The organism is Gilliamella sp. G0441 (assembly GCF_050589305.1).
GTDB lineage: Bacteria > Pseudomonadota > Gammaproteobacteria > Enterobacterales > Orbaceae > Gilliamella.
In genome coordinates, this window is record NZ_JBNRJF010000009.1 from 63545 (window position 1) to 79630 (window position 16086).

At 36.5% G+C, this 16086-nt stretch carries 14 protein-coding genes; 8 read left to right on the top strand and 6 right to left on the bottom strand.

Annotated features, from left to right (window positions below):
- Positions 1-22: 22 nt before the first annotated feature.
- From sapD to rne, 4 genes are all read right to left on the bottom strand, one after another.
- Positions 23-1012: a putrescine export ABC transporter ATP-binding protein SapD gene (gene sapD / locus ACKJXD_RS08770; RefSeq protein ID WP_065559789.1), complete on the bottom strand. Its 990-nt coding sequence runs from the start codon at positions 1010-1012 to the stop codon at positions 23-25.
- Between the two features lie 2 nt (positions 1013-1014).
- On the bottom strand, positions 1015-1875 hold the full coding sequence (locus ACKJXD_RS08775) for an ABC transporter permease subunit (protein ID WP_411599546.1): 861 nt from the start codon (positions 1873-1875) through the stop codon (positions 1015-1017).
- Positions 1868-2797 (bottom strand): ABC transporter permease subunit, encoded by a 930-nt coding sequence (locus ACKJXD_RS08780; protein ID WP_267360668.1) that lies wholly within the window; start codon positions 2795-2797, stop codon positions 1868-1870. The genes ACKJXD_RS08775 and ACKJXD_RS08780 overlap by 8 nt, the downstream gene beginning before the upstream one ends.
- Positions 2798-2882: 85 nt before the next feature.
- Positions 2883-5573, bottom strand: coding sequence for a ribonuclease E (gene rne, locus ACKJXD_RS08785; RefSeq protein WP_430876086.1), 2691 nt, complete (start codon positions 5571-5573; stop codon positions 2883-2885).
- A 741-nt stretch (positions 5574-6314) separates the two neighbouring features.
- On the opposite strand from rne, the gene syd reads away from it, so the two are divergent.
- Both syd and ACKJXD_RS08795 read left to right on the top strand, forming a co-directional pair.
- Positions 6315-6842, top strand: a complete 528-nt coding sequence (syd, locus tag ACKJXD_RS08790) for a SecY-interacting protein (RefSeq protein ID WP_430876087.1) — start codon at positions 6315-6317, stop codon at positions 6840-6842.
- Positions 6843-6978: 136 nt separating this feature from the next.
- Positions 6979-8154 carry an aromatic amino acid transaminase gene (locus ACKJXD_RS08795; RefSeq protein ID WP_411590904.1) on the top strand — a complete coding sequence of 392 codons (1176 nt, stop codon included), beginning with the start codon at positions 6979-6981 and terminating at the stop codon, positions 8152-8154.
- Between the two features lie 117 nt (positions 8155-8271).
- Here the strand turns inward: ACKJXD_RS08795 and ACKJXD_RS08800 are convergent, their stop codons facing one another.
- Positions 8272-9408 (bottom strand): MFS transporter, encoded by a 1137-nt coding sequence (locus ACKJXD_RS08800; protein WP_430876088.1) that lies wholly within the window; start codon positions 9406-9408, stop codon positions 8272-8274.
- A 304-nt stretch (positions 9409-9712) separates the two neighbouring features.
- Between ACKJXD_RS08800 and purB the strand changes: the two genes are divergently transcribed.
- The 5 genes from purB to ACKJXD_RS08825 are packed head-to-tail and all read left to right on the top strand — an operon-like array spanning position 9713 to position 13809.
- A complete protein-coding gene (purB, locus tag ACKJXD_RS08805) occupies positions 9713-11074 on the top strand; it encodes an adenylosuccinate lyase (protein WP_430876089.1) in 1362 nt (453 codons plus the stop codon).
- Positions 11071-11595, top strand: a complete 525-nt coding sequence (locus ACKJXD_RS08810; RefSeq protein WP_430876090.1) for a GNAT family N-acetyltransferase — start codon at positions 11071-11073, stop codon at positions 11593-11595. Before purB ends, ACKJXD_RS08810 begins: the two co-directional genes overlap by 4 nt.
- Positions 11592-12377, top strand: coding sequence for an amino acid ABC transporter substrate-binding protein (locus tag ACKJXD_RS08815; protein ID WP_411590902.1), 786 nt, complete (start codon positions 11592-11594; stop codon positions 12375-12377). Before ACKJXD_RS08810 ends, ACKJXD_RS08815 begins: the two co-directional genes overlap by 4 nt.
- Positions 12374-13045, top strand: coding sequence for an amino acid ABC transporter permease (locus ACKJXD_RS08820; RefSeq protein ID WP_430876091.1), 672 nt, complete (start codon positions 12374-12376; stop codon positions 13043-13045). Before ACKJXD_RS08815 ends, ACKJXD_RS08820 begins: the two co-directional genes overlap by 4 nt.
- A gap of 11 nt (positions 13046-13056) precedes the next feature.
- Positions 13057-13809, top strand: a complete 753-nt coding sequence (locus ACKJXD_RS08825) for an amino acid ABC transporter ATP-binding protein (protein WP_294825745.1) — start codon at positions 13057-13059, stop codon at positions 13807-13809.
- 158 nt (positions 13810-13967) lie between these two features.
- Here the strand turns inward: ACKJXD_RS08825 and ACKJXD_RS08830 are convergent, their stop codons facing one another.
- On the bottom strand, positions 13968-15329 hold the full coding sequence (locus tag ACKJXD_RS08830) for an MmgE/PrpD family protein (protein ID WP_430876092.1): 1362 nt from the start codon (positions 15327-15329) through the stop codon (positions 13968-13970).
- Positions 15330-15542: 213 nt separating this feature from the next.
- On the opposite strand from ACKJXD_RS08830, the gene folK reads away from it, so the two are divergent.
- Positions 15543-16028 carry a 2-amino-4-hydroxy-6-hydroxymethyldihydropteridine diphosphokinase gene (folK, locus tag ACKJXD_RS08835; RefSeq protein WP_267360689.1) on the top strand — a complete coding sequence of 162 codons (486 nt, stop codon included), beginning with the start codon at positions 15543-15545 and terminating at the stop codon, positions 16026-16028.
- Positions 16029-16086 lie beyond the last annotated feature (58 nt).

Below are 16086 nucleotides of genomic sequence, written 5' to 3' on the forward strand. Positions count from 1 at the left end.
TTTAGTCCTGGTATTGATAATTTTACTCATCAGTATTTAAAGGAAAATGACAAGCAACAAAGTGATCTTTAATTTGGATTAATTCGGGTGCTTGAATACATTTTTTTTGTGCATAAGGACAACGTGGGCCCAATCGACAGCCAATAGGTAAATGTTCAAGTGACGGAATAACACCCGGTAAAGTATTTAACGGGCTTTTATGTGGCATTGCCTTACCAAAATCTGGAATGGCGTAAATGAGCGCCTGTGTATAAGGGTGATAAGGCGATTTTATTAAATCTTCGCTATCCGCCACTTCAACCGTCTGTCCACAATACAATACATTAATTCGATCTGTCCACCTTGTAATCATTTGCAAATCATGGCTAATAAGTAAAATCGTGGTGCCCATATTTTGATTCATGCTAGCCAGTAGCCTAAAAATTTGGGCTTCTGTCGTGGCTTCCATAGCATTAGTCGGCTCATCGGCAATGAGTAATTTAGGTTGATTGGCCAATGCAATGGCTATCATGACTTTTTGACATTCACCTTCTGTCAGTTCAAACGGATAAGACTTTAATATTTCTTTATGCTCTTTGATTCCAACCCGATGCAATAGTTCAATCGCACGATTTTTACGCCAAAATAGCCGTTGCCACCAATGACCTTTAAAGGTGCGTCTAGGTATTGCCTCAATCAGTTGTTGCCCAATTTTCATTGATGGATCTAAACATGATTGTGGTTCTTGGAATATCATGGAAATATTCGCACTAATAACTTTACGGCGTTGTTTAGGCGTAAGTTTTAATAAATCAATATTATTAAAATGAAAGCGATCTGCCGAAATTTTCCAATTGTGATTGGTGATCCCTAAAATCGCTTTGGCAATTAAGCTTTTACCAGAACCGGATTCGCCTACTAATCCTCGAATTTCACCTTCTGATAATCTAAGGTTAACCCGGTCGATAGCACGTAACAGACCGTCAGGAGTAATAAACTCAATCGTTAAATTACGAATATCTAACAATGCCATGATTAATGCCCTGCTCGTCGACCATTTAATCCAAAGTTTAATAAATAAACAAAGATAATGGTAGCTGAAACCGCAATTCCGGGGGATAAAAAGGCCAAGTAATTGGTACCAATAATGTCTTTCATTTTAAACATCATCATGCCTAAATCGGGTCTGGAGGTATCGTTAGCAAATCCTAAAAAGGTGATGCTGGTAATGGCTAAGATAATTGAGCTAAATAACGATACAATTTCAGTTAAATAGACCGGCAGAATATTAGGCAAAATATAGTGATTTAAAATCGTTATTTTGGATAAACCATCAAGCCGATAAGCCGTGATATAAGTTTTATTCCACTCCTTAATCACTCGTTGATGGATATTGTATATAAATCGTGGTGAATAAGATAACCCAATGATTAACAACATATTGGTTATGTCATCTTCAAATAACATACTGACAACGATAACCCCCAATAAAGGTGGTACGACCATAAAAAATCGGAAAATCAATAAAATAAAAGATCGTAGAAATGGAATAAAGAACATTAAATAATTAATTAATCCTGCAATCACAACAACATAAAATACCGCTTTTAGTGTCATCGATAAGGTTGAGCGATAACCAATTAATAAGTAATCAAAAATATCTTGTCCTTTAGCATTGGTGCCTAAAATGTGATTAATATCGCCATTTATAAACCATGCTGGCGGTAAGGAACTTGCATAAATAGGATCTAAATGAGCATGAAAAAACCACTTTGTTGAAACAGCAACAAAGACAATTGCCATAATGCCATAAAAGCCAACAATTGAATAAAGATTACTATGTAGCTTATTAAAACATAATGCCACACTATTTAATAACCTTTTTACCTTAGACATGATGTTCCTTATGACGTAATGGATAAATAGCCACAGCGGTAATTTCGCCCAATAGTGTTAAAAAGCTTATCACCGTTCCACAAGCAAAAATAGCAATTGAGATAATAAAATAACTATGATGATGATAAGCACCCATGACCCATTGCCCTAATCCAACACGGTTAAATAATATTCCGACAATCATTGTTGAAAACAACAATGTAGTCGTATTATAAGTCAATTGAGGAATAGTTGCCGGAATGGTATTGGGCAATAAATGTCGACGTAAAATTTTTAAAGGTGACCTTTCTCGAATTGCAGCCATTTTTATGTAGTTCTGGCGTGAGGTATTTTTGACATTTTGGCTAATAAGCTGAATAGTCATAATGCTAGGCTGTATCGCGAGAATGATTATCGGCAGTTTCAAATATTGAAACTGCTCAATCAATAAATCTATTTTATTCTGTTTGTCAGACAGTAAAATCTCTAATAACGATGTACCAATAGCGGAGGAAGAGGTATCAAAATGTATTGATACAGACCAATTTGGAGAGACCCAAAACATAACAATCACAATTAGCATCACAATAGGACATGAATATAGTAATAAGCACCCTAACCGAATCGTGCTATTTAACCAATTAATATTACTTAGCCCTAAAAAGATACCTAATGGTAAACCAACAATTAGTGCTACTGCTAAGGCTAGAATACACAGTTCAATCGTCGCGGATAAAGTATAAAGAAACGAGACCTTTTCCCCTGAGGTTAATGTGAATTGTCCTTGCAATAATTGCCTAAAGAAAGAACTGTAAGCATCAACAATATGAAGATGATTAAACATAGAATGAGGCGAAAAATAGACAAGGCAAAAGCTGATCTGAGCCAAAATGCAGATAATTAATACAAAAGTGACTATTTTTTTCAAAATATAAATAATCATGTTTATCTTATCGCTTTTATTTGTCTAAGTAGGAACAGAAGTGGTCTGATGACCACTCTGTTTATAAATATCAGTTTTGAAACTATTATTCTGAAGGATAGGAAGGTTTACTTGCTTTAGCAAAGGCATGGTTTTGAGAGCTTAAACCGCCCGCTTCTCCTTTCCCTTCAAAGTGATAGTCTGATTCTTCCCGTAGTTTGAAACCAATTTCAGAATCTACATACTCTGGTGCAGGGGCTTTAGTCATTACTGACGAAGCGTGACCCGTAGCTTGAGACACATCAGTATTCACATCGCTATCATGACTTTCTTGTTCACTGTCTTTTGCAGCATCATGATCTTGAGTTGATTCAGAATTGATGGATACATCATTCAAATCAGCTGTGTGAATTGTCGGTTCAGAACGGGCTTCTGTCACTTCATTTTTAACGATAACAGGTAATAAAAGTGAAGGAATAACAGGAACCACATTACTTGGTTCATCTTGTGTGATTTGACTATAATCAATCGCAACCCGACCTAATGCCAATTCAAGAGATGCAGCAGCAAATTGTAACGGCATAGGTGATTTTTTAAGATCGCCACTTCGTACCCGTCGTTTATTACGTTGTCCATTCATACGTAGATGTCTGGAAGTGCGTCGTTGACGTTTTGGTTGTGACTCTAAAACAGGTGTTGTCTCAGCCTGTTCAGGCACTATCACCGGTAATAATAACGATGGAATAACAACACGCTCTTCATTGACTTGAATCGGTACTTCACTATTTTTCACACGTACGCTTTTTGTCAATGAACGTTGTTGACGTCTTGGTTTCACTTCTTTTTGTTTCGGTGTGACCACTTCATTACTATTCGCTGTTTTTTCAGCTTTAGTCGCGTTTACCGCATTCGCCGAATGACTATTATTTTGCTTAGTACGACGACTGTTACTACGAGTTGTCTCTTTCACATCTTCTGTTGCTGCGCTGCTATTGGCATTTGCACCATTGCTATTACGACTATTACGCTGACGGCGACTATTCGATCGATTATTTTCACGTCTTTTAGTCGGTTTTGGTTTAACTTCTGGTTCAGGTTCACTTTTTTCAGCAACAAATAATTTGCGTAACTTACTGAATAATCCACTGAACAAGCCCCCAGATTTTTCAACTTTAGGCTCGCTCTTTTCTTTCGATGTCGTGTTCGCTTCGACTTTTGGCCCTGATAATACCGCTTGTTCAACGATGATTTCAGCCGCTGCGTCTTCTTCCTCTTCTTCCAATTCTCGGATTAATTTCGGTAAGTTATAACTCAGAACATCAGTCTCTTCGCCAACACGTTTACGAATCACTTTATAAAGTGGCGTTTCCATCTCTTCATCACCCACGATGACAATTTTTACATCAGGGTGCATTCTTTCGATATTATTAATCGCGCGACGTTTTTCATTTAATAAATAGCTGGCAATTGGCACTGGCACGATAACATCAATTTGGACTGTGTTATCTTTCATCGCTTCTTCTTGAATTAATCGAAGAATAGAAAGCGATAATGAATTATTATCACGAATCGTTCCCGTTCCTTGACAACGTGGACAAATGTGATGAGTCGCTTCACGCAAAGACGGACTTAATCGTTGGCGTGACATTTCAAGCAGACCAAATCGAGAAATTCGTGTTGTTTGAATGCGTGCTCGGTCTGTTTTCATCGCCTCTTTTAAGCGATTTTCAACTTCACGTTGGTTACGAATTGGTGTCATATCGATAAAATCGATAACAATCAGACCACCTAAGTCACGTAAACGTAGTTGACGAGCAATTTCTTCAGCTGCCTCAAGATTAGTGTTAAAGGCCGTTTCTTCAATGTCACTGCCCCGTATCGATTTAGCGGAGTTAATATCGATTGCTGTTAATGCTTCGGTCGCATCAATTACAATAGAACCGCCGGAAGGTAAACGCACTTCACGTTGAAACGCAGATTCAATTTGACCTTCAATCTGAAAATGGTTGAATAGAGGTACATCCCCCTCATAAAGTTTTAGTCGATTAACGTATTCAACACGCCCCAAATCAACTAATCGTTTTTTAGCGATCTCAAGGACTTTCGGATTATCGATTAATATATCACCCACATCATCACGTAAATAATCACGAAATGCTCGGGTAATAATATCACTTTCCTTGTGGATTAAACTTGGTGCTGGATGATTCTTAGCTTCATTTTGAATCGCTGCCCAATAATTGACTAACGCATCTAAATCTTGTTGTAACTCTTCTTGGCTTTTACCAACACCCGCCGTTCTGGCAATTACGCCCATGCCTTTAGGCTTTTCAATAGCGTCAATAATACGTTTTAAATCTGCACGATCTTCACCTTCAATTCGGCGAGACACACCACCAGCACGTGGATCATTGGGCATTAAAACTAAATAACTACCAGCAAGACTAATATAAGTCGTTAACGCAGCACCTTTTTTGCCTCGAATCTCTTTTTCAATTTGAATGAGAACTTCTTGACCTTCTTCAAGATGTTTAATGGTGCGACGACCGGTCATATTGGATGGAAAATAACTATCGGCAATCTCTTTTAATGGTAAAAAACCATCTCGCTCTCCACCATATGAAACAAAAGCCGCCTCTAAACTTGGATTGATTTTAGTAATTTTACCTTTATAGATATTGGCCTTTTTCTGCTCATGCCCAAGACTTTCGATATCTAAATCATATAAGCGTTGGCCATCAACAAGCGCAACTCGCAGCTCTTCTTGCTGGGTTGCATTGATTAGCATTCTTTTCATTATTCTACACTCTTCATTAATCTTAATTAATTGTAGGTAGAATCGTATTATTGATAAATGCTTATTTTAACAATGATAAAAAAAGTACTTAATTCGATATTTCTATACAGTGTGCATTATTTTATTTGTGTTATTTTTGTTATTATTTTATGTGACACCGATTTCACATTGACTACATTAAAATAATATTTTAGGGAGATAACCGCTAAATTCAAAAGTACAAATGACACGCCGAATTATTCCTAAATATATAATTTATTGATATTATTTCAATGGTTAATTTGCAAACCTTCATTTTATTGGTTCTAGCAAATAAACTAAATCTTTATATGATTGTTTAAAATAAACATATTATCTAATTATCTTGATTCTACTTACGCTATTTTGTTTTGACAAACTGTAATGTCTAACGCCATTGCTGCATTACAAGGATAAAAATATCCCCCCTTATTATTCACGTTTCGGCAAAGGATAGCAAGAAAATTAAACTTCATATTTCATCGATAGTTAGATTAATATTTTGAGTTATTTACAAATAATATTTATCATTTCAATAAAATCATATTAGATATATTAAAAATTTATATTAACCACACTAAAAAGCCAAAATTGCTTTACATTTTTTTACGCATTATTTGAAAAATAAAAATTTGGAACTTACTTAGTAGAACATAAAGAGACTTAATTTGTATAATAGAAGAAAAATATAAAACAAATTCAAAAAAGAGACTTAACTTATTTATGAAATCACCCGAAAAAACAGCCTTACTTGATTTTACTTCTCGTTGGATGACTCAATTTGATTATGCCCCTAAAAGTGAAGAATTACATGCCATTCCTTCACCTTGTATACTAAAAACAGCGCAACTTGCAGTATATTGGCAACCTTTTTTATTAGAGCCGGCAAGAGATCTAACTATTGTAGAACAAGTCGTTAACATCAATCTGTGTCAAAGTGCTCATGTTTTTTATGGCACACAATATGCCGGAAATATAAGCGCAAACTTTGCTGATACTCATTTAGTATTACTACAAGCATGGAATGATGACGATTTCTCAAATTTAGAGCAGAACTTAATTGCCCATTTGTCGCAACAAAAAAAATTAAAACGAATACCAACTATTTTTATTGCCTCTACCGATGAAAGTACCGAAATTATCGCCATAAATAATTTAACTGGCGAAGTGGTTAAAGAAGATCTCATTAGTGGAGAACTGACGATATTAGCTGAAAATTTAACATCATTTTTTAATAATCTTTCAATTTAATGTAAAAAAATAATTCATAAAAATTAACAAGATTATCGTCTAAACATTTATTCACAAATTGTCTGTATCGAAATTGTGTATTATAAAATATTATGTATATAATGCGATGAAAGTGATTAGACGAAATAGGTGAATTATGTTTGAAAGTTTAACAGCAGCACCGGCCGACCCGATACTTGGATTAGCCGATCTTTATAATAAAGATGAACGCACCAGTAAGATTAATTTAAGTGTCGGTGTCTATAAAGATGAAACCACCCAAACACCTATTTTAGAAAGCGTCAAAAAAGCCGAACAATTTTTATTAAATAACGAAACCACAAAAAGTTACTTAACCATTGACGGAATTAAAGAATTTAATATCGCCACACAAATCTTATTATTTGGTAACGAAAATGAACGAGCCAAAACGGCACAAGCACCAGGAGGCACCGGCGCTTTACGAATCATGGCCGATTTTTTAGCTCGCCGAACCAAAGTAAAACGTATTTGGGTCAGTAATCCTTCATGGCCAAATCATCGAAGTGTCTTCCAAACTGCTGGTCTTGAAGTGCGAGAATACCGTTATTATGATGCACAAACCCATAGCTTGGACTTTGATGGACTGATGCAAGATTTAAGTAAAATTGCAGCAGGTGAGGCGGTACTTTTTCACGGTTGCTGTCACAATCCAACCGGTATCGATCCAACTCCTGAACAATGGCAAGCCATTTCAGATTTAGCCCTAAAAAATGGTTGGTTACCGTTGTTTGATTTAGCTTATCAAGGATTGGGTCAAGGTATAGAAGAAGATGTGTATGGATTACGACTATTCACCGATCATCACCCAGAATTATTAATTGCTAGCTCATACTCTAAAAACTTTGGGCTATATAATGAACGAGTTGGTGCTTTTACCTTAATCGCTGCTGATACGGAGATTGCGGATCGGGCTTTTAGCCAAGTTAAAACCATTATTCGTGCCAATTATTCTAATCCACCCGCTCACGGCGCCAAAATTGTATCTTATATTTTAAATAACAAGGAATTAAAAGAAGAGTGGATCGATGAATTGACAAGTATGCGTCAACGTATTCATCGTATGCGCCAATTATTTGTCAAAACATTACAAGATAAAGGTGCAAATCAAGATTTTAGCTTCATCGCTAAACAAAACGGCATGTTTTCTTTCAGTGGATTAACAGAACAACAAGTACTGAAACTGCGTAACGACTACGGTATTTACATTGTGAACTCGGGAAGAATCAATGTCGCTGGCATGACCCTTGATAATATGTCACGCCTGTGTGAATCGATAGTTGAGGTGTTATAAGCCTATTTTATGAAGTCAATTTTTAGGCATTATTGTTGATTAACTGTTGTGTTACTTTGATAATGACAGCATGAGGGATTGATAATCAATCCCTCTGCATATTAAGGATATCACGACTTATCTGGTAAATTTTTTAAATAATAAACAGGCAAATACAATATCTAACACACACAGTGAAATCAGCACTAAAAATGAGCCTAAAACACCGCTTGAATCTAATCCTAAACTAAACAGATACGGATAGCCAAACACGCCAATAAAGTAGCTTAAACTAAAAATAGTTAAATAAATACTTCGCTTTTCAGCATCGATATCTTTAACCATTTGAGTTTGAATTAACGGATAAACCAAACCATAACTTATGCCTAATAATGACGACGGTACAATATAAAAAATATTATTTGTCGTAACCAAAAACAGACACAAAGCGATCAACATAATGAATAACAAGCCGATCATGGCTAACTGCTGTGACAGTTTTAAAATAAATTTAGCCAGATAGAATCGGGCAAATAATAATGAAAAAGTATAAGAAATATAAAATATCGAAAAGTTTAAATTCTTCTCTTTAGCAAACACAAATTGAAAGTTCATCATTGAAATGTAAATACAGGCGCCTAAAAAAACCATTATCAACGGAATGACCGCATTTGAAGTAACAATGGTTTTCATTACTGGCAAAATCGATAATTTACTGCTATTTTGCTTATTGGATAAGGTTACATTAAAAAATAACCCACCGGCTAACAAACTCAACAACACAGCAAACATAAACATATATTCAATAGCAATATTATAATCGAGCAGTGTTTTGACTATCACTGGCGATAATCCGGCACCTAACATATTAAATGCCGAAATAAACATAAAATGACGACTTAATTCGGCAGTATTACTGGTTGACGACACCATAATCGGCCCCAACGTATAAATAATCCCCCACCCTGCACCAAGCAACAAACCTGCAATATAAAGAAAAACACCACCTGTATACAAAATCAATGCGATAGCAAAGGCATAAATTAACGCCCCCATTGCAGCAATCACATTAGTAGAAACAGATTTCAACAGATAAGGAATCGACAAAATCGACGCCACCACCCCAATGATCCCCATTGAAATAATTTCACTCGACATCACCAACGAAAGCTTTAAAGTGTCGGTTAAAAATAACGGCAGCGTTAACATCACGCCATAGGCAAAAGAGGTTAAAAAAGAGCCTAAGCAGACTAATTTAAATAATTCATTATTCATCACTATTTATTCCTTTTTATTAAGCAGGCTCACGTTGTCCCCACGATGATAACATTAAAGAGATCAAGTATCGTGCATAATACGAATAAAAAATAAGAAATTTTGAAAAAATTCCCCTAGTTGAGTCTATTCATCAAAACGAAATAAACATTCAACAATTAACTTCCTCTATCACCCGTGATCAAAACCCAACAACCTTAATTCTTTTTAGTTATATCCATAGTCCAAGAGGATATTAGACGCTGTTTGAATAATCTTTAATAATTGAATAATAAAACATTAATTAATCTTTGAGGATATTTCGGTGGCGTCACATATTATTGATTATTTGATTTTAGGTAATAATTTTAGTACCAGTGAAATGCGAGCGATATGGTCAGAACAAAATCGCTTAGAAAAGCAAGTTGCTGTAGAAGTCGCACTAGCAAAAGCACAAGGTGAACTAGGTGTCATTCCTTGCGATGCCGCTGATGCAATCGTTGCTAAGGCCGATGCTTCGAAACTGTCCATTGAACAAATTGCCAAACAAGCTGCAGAAGCCAAGCACTCTTTAATGTCAACGATCAATGCGCTACAAGATCAAGTTGGCGATGCTGGTCAATTTATTCATTATGGTGCAACCACGCAAGATATTGTCGATACGGCAACCGTTTTACAACTTAAGCAATCATTTGCCATTATTGAACGTGATACCAAACTGGTGGCATGTGAATTAAAAAAGTTAGCTAAACAGTATCAATATTTACCTATGGTTGGACGTACTCATGGTATGCAGGCACTTCCTACTACTTTTGGGTTTAAACTTGCCGTTTGGTTAGATGAGTTTGTTCGCCATTTACAACGGCTAAGTGAAATTAAACAGCGGGTTTTAGTGGGTAATATCAGTGGTGCAATTTGTACTTATGCCGCCATGGGCAAATTAGGGGTACAAGTTGAAGCCAGAACATTAACTTTATTAGACCTCAATACACCCAACATTGGTTGGCAAGCTGCACGTGATCGGTTTTCCGAATATGCATCCGTCATTGCATTAATCAGTGGAACGCTGGGTAAAATGGGTAATGAGTTTTATAATTTAATGCGCACTGAAATTAACGAAGTTGAAGAGCCCTTTTCTGACGGAAAAATCGGTTCAACCACTATGCCTCATAAACGAAATCCCGCCGCGTTAGAAGGTTTAGCTAGCTTAACCGCACCATTATTAAAAAGTGTCGCTTTAATTCATGAATCCATGAAAGTTGAACATGAGCGAGACGCCATGAGTTGGCGAGCGGAATGGATAGCACTTCCTGAAATTAATCTCTACCTTTCTTCACAACTACAAACGGCATTAGCTGTACTACAAGGGGTAAAAGTCAATGCTGAACGCATGTTAACTAACTTAACCTTACAAAATGGTTTACTACTGTCTGAAAAAGTGATGTTTGAAATAGGCAAGCGATTAGGCAAACAGACCGCTCACCGTTTGGTTTATCAAAGCGCCATGCAAGCTTTTGAGCAAAATAAAACCTTTAAAGCAGTGTTATTAGCTGATCCTATATTGAATAAAGAGTTTACCGAAGATGAACTCGATAGTTGGTTAGAACCTGTTAATTATGTTGGTTTAGCACCTGAAAAAGTGGAACAAGTAATCCGGTATGCTGATCAAAGTGGAGTCTTAGTATGACGTTCCGCCTAATGACGCAAAATGATATCCCAGCTTATCAAACGCTATTGCATAATGCTTATCAAGCAACCCTACAACTTGGTATCCATTTTGCTGCTGCGACAGTTAATCAAAAACAAATTGCCGATCATATTGAATCAAATGCTGTTTATCTCTATGAAAAACAGAGTAAATTAATTTCAACATTAACGATTCGTTTTCCATGGGGCAATAATCCCGGGCCTTATGGATTACCGCATTTAGGTTGGTTTGCCACTGACCCACAATATAAAGGTCAAGGCTATGGTCATGCGTTATGGGATTTTGTTGAACAACAAATCTTAATTAAACAATTAAGACTTCCTGCGGCGACATTAGGAACAGCCGCAAATCATCCATGGTTAGCCACACTTTATATCAACAAAGGTTATAAACCTATTGGGCAAGCCGATTTAACCCCTGATCACACCACACTCTATTTTGAAAAAATTTTTAATTATAAAAACTACACTGAATGGAAAAAAAGGAATCACAAACAATGAAAACAATCAGAACTATTTTCTCTGCGATACTACTCGCCAGTTTAACATTATTATTCGGATGCGATACAAATAGCCAAGATTCGACCACAAAGCAGCCGATCATAAGAGTCGGTTCAACCGGTCAAAGTTATCCAAATGGATATAAACAACAAGATAAATTAATCGGATTTGATGTTGAACTGACAGAAGCCATTGCCAATGAACTGGGTTATCAAGTCGAATGGGTGGTCGCTGAATTTGGAGGATTAATGGGACAGTTTGATTCTGGACGTTTAGATACCATTGCCAATGCCGTTGCAATCACACCTGCTCGCCAAGCTAAGTATGATTTTTCTCAGCCATATAGTTTTTACGGTAGCCAGATCGTTACCCATCAAGAAAATAACGATATTAATACGTTATCTGATTTTAAAGGTAAAACCATTGCTGGCGTGTTAGGTTCAAATCATATCAATAATTTGAAAAAAGCCTTTCCAAATAATGAAGTGACAATTAAAACTTATGAAACCCGTGACGGAGCCATGTATGATACCGAATATCAACGGGTTGAAGGTTATGTTAATTCAAAACCCATCTTACTGGCTGAAATCAAACGTAAAAATCTTCCATTTAAATTAGTAGGCGAGCCAATAACGATTGAGCAAGTTGCTTTTCCATTTAGTAAAGATGAAAAAGGTCAAGCATTACGTCAAAAGTTTAATCAAGCTTTGGACAAGTTACGCAATAACGGCACGTTAAAAAATCTTTCGATTAAATATTTTGGTGAAGATATTACCTCATGAACTTTAATGTAAACTATTTTTTAAGTGTGTTTCCTCAGATATTACCGTATCTACCGGTCACACTTTTTATTGCAGTTGTGTCAATTTTATTTGCTATGGTGTTAGGTCTGACTATCGCATTGTTACGTAACAATAAAATCATCATTGTTGACGCAATTTTTTCGCTGTTTATTTCGCTATTTCGTGGGATTCCCTCGGTGGTATTGCTCTTTATTATTTATTACGGTTTACCGCAGATCTTTCCTGTATTAAAGCACATGGGTGCAACAACCGCCGCTATTGTCTGCTTTAGCTTAAAATATTCTGCTTATCTAGCCGAAATTTTCCGTGCTGGTCTGGCGTCAGTCGACCCAGGACAAAAAGAGGCAGGACTAACCTCGGGACTAAGCACGATTCAGGTTTACCGAAACATTATTTTGCCACAAGCATTGGTCAATGCTTTGCCTAATACCGGTAACATGTTTATTTCATTACTCAAAGACTCGTCTGTCGCTTTTTTTGTTGGCGTACAAGAACTGCTAGCAGCAGGCAAAATGCTAACGGCGAGCTCCTTTCTCTATTTTGAAACCTATTTAGCGGTCGGCATTGTTTATTGGCTAACGGTTGTTGCTTATTCATGGCTACAAAAACAGTTAGAACATAAATTAAGCAAACCGTATTACCGTTAAGGAGCAAGCTCATGATTTCTGTATCACATCTGTCTAAACGGTTTGGTCATCATCAAGTATTAAAAGAGATAAACCTTCATGTAAAACAAGGTGAAGTTGTCGCCATTATTGGACCTTCAGGCTCAGGTAAATCCACGTTATTACGTTGTTTGAATTTATTAGAAAAACCCAATACGGGTACAATTCGAATAGGTGATGTCATTCTGGATAGTGAACATTATCGTCATAAAGAAGAAGTACAATTACGCAAACAATCAGCGATGGTATTTCAACACTATAATTTATTTAAAAACAAAACGGCGTTAGAGAACATTACTTATCCTTTGATTCTGGGTAAAAAAATCAATAAAAGCGAAGCCAAACAACAAGGATTAATGCTATTAAAGCGGGTGGGCATGTTACCTTATGCTGACCAATACCCCATAACTTTATCCGGTGGGCAACAACAACGGGTGGCTATTGCCAGAGCATTAGCGGTTAGACCTAAAGTTCTATTATTTGATGAACCGACATCGGCACTCGATCCAGAGCGTGTACACGAGGTGCTGCAAGTCATGTTACAGCTTGCTAAAGAAAATATCACGATGATCATTGTTACTCACGAAATGGAATTTGCTAAATATGTTGCTGACCGAATTATCTTTATGGCAAATGGCGTCATTGTAGAAGAAGGCTATGCTAAAACTCTTATCGATCATCCACAAAACGAGTTAACTCAACGTTTTTTGCGTCAGCTAACCGATGATATTAATTTCGAAATTTAATAAAGAAAAAATCGTTCGCTCATTAAATGCTTATATCAAGACAAGAAATTGGGGGATTTTGCATCGTTCCCCCCTATTTAGAATTCACGCAAAATTAAAAAATCACCTTATTAACAAGCTTCAACTTTCATTCTTTTAAGTGAATCCAGACTTTTCTACTATAGCTGAACAATATAACGCTTTATAAAATCGCTGACATCTAACCCTTTTGCAAATGCTTGGATATCTTGGCTTAGCGCTATTGCAGTTGATTGATCATCAATAGCGTTTACGAGTTTTGCTGTCATTTCATTTTGATTGTATGGATTCTTTGGTGATCCTTTGGGAAGGTCGATGCGTTGACTGATTTTTTGACCGTTATTAAGTAATATTTCAACAACCACATAACGACCGTTATAAGCTTGAGGATGTGGTGCTAGGGTGATGTGATAACTGCGTTGCATTTTTTGCATCAGTTGTTTAATGTTGTCAGCGATTGGCGTTGCCGAAAATGCCTTAAAATCAGTGGGTAAACCTAATAAAATTAAGGCCAAAATATATTCAGCAGAAAAGCGCCCTTGCTCAGCAAGGGTTGGCTGTTGATAAATTAATGCAGCATCACTCTTGGGTGGCGCAAAGTAAAGGGTAATGTTAGCCACATTCTCAACACGAAATTGCGGATGTTGAGAAAGTAATTGTCCTGCATCCGCGATATAGGCTCCAGCGGAACAAAAACTATAAGTTTTAAACCACAATCCAGGGTCAATTATCTTCCAAGGCTTTGCCCAACTGGTTAAATTCAACGCCGTATTCCCTTGTCCATACATGGCGAGAAATCCTAAATTTTCATCTAAAAAATTTTGATCTGCTTGTAGTCCTGCTCTTAACCAATCAACAGTTTGGATGGCATGTTGCGCAGCCAGTCCTGCATGTAAAAATTTTATGGGTGTGCCCATTAACAAGCGCATACCCGAAGCTTGGGTTGCTGCAAGTGCTAATGCTTGCGATAAAAAAGGTTCATTATACAAATAACAAATTGCAGCTGTGGCTGCTATGCCACCAAGCGTAATAGTGGCATGCCATCCTTTTTCATAATGTTGTGGATTGACGCTTTTACCCAGCAACGCCATGACTTCAATACCAATAACATAAGCCGTTAAAAATCGCCGTCCATCAATCTTGAATGGCATATGATCTAATCGAATACTGGCGAACAGTGCCGATAAAATCACCGCTGAAGGATGGCCTCGTATATCTGAATGAACATCATCATAATCTAAACAGTGGGCTTGAAAGCCATTGAATAATGCCGCTTGACGTGGTGTAGCTAACTTTTTTTGACCAATCAGCCAAGACCGCTCATGCCCGCCTTCTTCTTTTATCCAAGCGAGTAATCTTTGAACATTCATATCCTGACGAGCTTGTAAACAACATGCAAAATAATCGACGATGCCATTAATCGCATTATTAATAACAGTCGAATCACTAAGAATAGGCGTATTTTTAATTAACAAGCATAATTGTTGGTTCAAGTTCATCATATATTCACTCATCAAACTATCATAAATAGACTTGACCAAAATAGCGTAAAATCAGCGTTAAGTTAAAGATTATCTAGTTATATTTTAATAACTAAACTTAATACTATTGCATCAAGCAGTCGTCTTTTTCCCTTCATATAACTATTTTTGACTCATCATTAGTATGCTAATATAGATGACAAATGATTAACCTAAAATTTCACTTATCTAATTATGTCAACTTGTTATATCGCGTTAGGAAGTAACCTTGACGATCCTTTTGCTCAAGCAAATCGAGCAATAGCCGCTTTAACTCAATTGCCTCATACTCAACTGATTGAAGTCTCGCCTTTTTACCGCAGTAAACCTTTAGGGCCACAAGATCAAAATGATTATCTCAATGCAGTGATTAAGTTAATAACAAGCCTTTCACCAATTGAATTATTAGATGCCTTACAATCGATTGAAAAATCACAAGGGCGAGTTCGCAAAGATAATCGTTGGGGAGCAAGAACTTTAGATTTGGATATTCTTTTATATGATGATTTGATTATCAATAGTGAACGATTAACCATACCGCATTACCACATGAAAAACCGAGAGTTTGTCCTTTATCCACTCTTTGATATTGAGCCAGAACTCGTCTTTCCCGATAATGACAAATTGTCAGATCTTGTTGCTAAGTGTCCTAAAAATGACATGAAACAGTGGATAGCATAATTATATACATTAATACATATAGTTATGTTAATTTGCTCTAATTATGTAAAAAAAATCA